2 protein-coding genes are annotated in these 2207 nt (G+C 71.2%); both read right to left on the bottom strand.

Annotated features, from left to right (window positions below):
- Positions 1 to 1362 (bottom strand): glycoside hydrolase family 32 protein (locus tag FNH08_RS49130; RefSeq protein ID WP_152778432.1); only part of this gene is annotated, 1362 nt, incomplete at its 3' end.
- On the bottom strand, positions 1359 to 2207 hold an 849-nt coding region (locus tag FNH08_RS49125), incomplete at its 5' end, for a carbohydrate ABC transporter permease (protein WP_228034846.1). The genes FNH08_RS49130 and FNH08_RS49125, both read right to left, overlap by 4 nt.

Here is a 2207-nt window from a genome sequence, read left to right as displayed (position 1 = left end):
CCCGGTAACCCGCGCACCCGCCCCCTCGACGACCAACTCGGCGATGTCGCCGGGGTGCCGGTAGACGCGCTCGGTGACCATGGCCCGTTCCGCGACGAAGAGTTCGAGGAGCGAGCCGTCGACGAGCAGCCGGACCGCGAGTTCCGGCCCCTTCGGCACCTGCACGATGATCGGGGCGGAGCCTTCCCTGCCGGTCCGGGGCCAGGCGCTGCGGTCGAGGACGACGGTCCCCGAGGCAGGGTCCGCCCGGACGGTCAGCTCGCGGCCCGCCGCGCCCCGGAGCAGGCTCACCGTGGTCGGTTCACACGCGGTGACCGTCAGGTCGTACGTGTGGGGAAGCGGAACCCTGCCCGGCGCGGTGACGAACGGCTCGGCCGGGCGCAGCAGGTCGAGTTCCGGGGCCGGACTCACCCGCAGTGAACCGTCGGGGTGGATGTCGACGACCCGTGGCGCGGTGAGTACGCCTGCCCACCCGGCCCGGTGCGTCTCCTCCTGCGGGCGGGCCTCCCACGACCAGCCCCACAGCAGTGCGCGGTCCGGCTCCTGGAGCACGGCGGGAGCGTAGAAGTCCCGCCCCTGGTCGAGCCGACCGCCGGTGCGCGGCACGAATCTCAACGCGCCCTGGCCATCCGGCTCCAGACAGCCCGTCAGGTATCCGGTGGAGCAGGGATCTCCGTCCCACAGGGACACCAGGAGCACGTGGTCGCCGCTCGCCGTCCGGTACAGGTGCGGGCACTCCCAGCCCACCGACTTGTCGCCGAACACGCCCACGGCCACCGGGTCCTTGCCGTCCAGCAGCACACCGGCGAACCGCCAGTCGGTCAGGTCGTCGCAGTCGTAGAGCAGGACCGACGGCGTGCCGTCGGCGTGCCCGGCCCCGACGAGGGCCCAGCGCCTGTCCGCGCAGTTGAAGACGAACGGGTCGCGGAACATCACCACGTCCAGTCCCGGCGGCGGCCCCGCCACCACCGGCGTCGGCAGCGGCTTCCACTCGGTCAGCCGCTCGTCGTCCGGGTCCGCCGCCCGCGCCAGGCAGATGGTGCCGAGTCCGGCGTGGGCACGGTCGACTCCTGTGTATACGGCGGTCGGTGTGCCGGCGTCGTCGATCACGCAGCCCGACCAGCAGCCGGCCTCGTCGGGGCCGCCCGGCGTCGGGGTGAGCGCGATCGGGTGGTGCTCCCAGTGCGCGAGGTCGGCGCTGGAGGCATGACCCCAGTGGACGTTCGCGTGCACCGGTGCGTCGGGGTTGTGCTGGTAGAAGAGGTGGTAGCGGTCCCGCCAACGGAACGGCCCATTGGGGTCGTTGATCCAGCCGACGGGCGGACGGACCCTGAAACGCGGCGCGTTGGGGTCATTGCTCAACGGTTGACTCCTGCGGATGTGATGCCCTCGCGGAGAGGGCGCTGGCCGACGACGAACACGGCGACGGCGGGGAGCATCGAGAGCACGACCCCGGCCAGGACCACCGAGATCGACCCGGTGCCGAGGTTGCCCTGCAGGGAGACCAGACCCAGCGGAAGCGTGTAGTTCTGGCTGGAGGTCTCCAGGATCAGCGGGCGGAAGAACTCGTTCCAGTGGTAGTTGAAGGCCAGCACGCCGACGATCGCCAGGCCGGGCGCGGCCAGCGGCGCGTACACCGAGCGGAAGATCCGCCAGGGCCCCGCGCCGTCCAGCATGGCCGCCTCGCCCAGGTCCTTCGGCATACCGAGGAAGTACTGGCGCATCAGGAACGTGCCGAAGGCCGTCGGGAAGGCCGGGATGATCAGGCCGAGGAGCGTGTCGGTGAGGTCCATCGACTTCAGCACCAGGAACACCGGCACGATGGTGACCTGCAACGGCACCATCATGGTCGCCAGGACCAGGCCGAAGAGCGGCTTCTTGAGACGGAACTCCAGGCGCGCGAAGGCGTATCCGGCCAGGCCCGCCGTGATCATCTGGCCGACGGCGATCAGTGCCGTCACCAGCGTGGAGTTCAGGGCGAGCAGCCACACGTCGATCTGCTGGAAGACCCCGCGGTAGGCCGCGGCCGTCGGGTCCGTCGGGATGATCTGCGGGGGCAGGTCGAAGGACTGGGCCGGAGTGCGCAGTGAGGTGGCGACGGTCCAGATGACCGGGCCCAGCGTCAGCAGGGCGCACACGGTCAGTCCGGCGATCCGGGCCCAGGGGGCGAGTGAGTAACGTACGCGGCTCAGGGGCGGGGTCGGGGT

The organism is Streptomyces spongiae (genome assembly GCF_009377185.1).
GTDB lineage: Bacteria > Actinomycetota > Actinomycetes > Streptomycetales > Streptomycetaceae > Streptomyces > Streptomyces spongiae.
The sequence above is the reverse complement of the archived record's forward strand: the minus strand, read 5'-3'. Positions and strand labels throughout refer to the sequence as shown.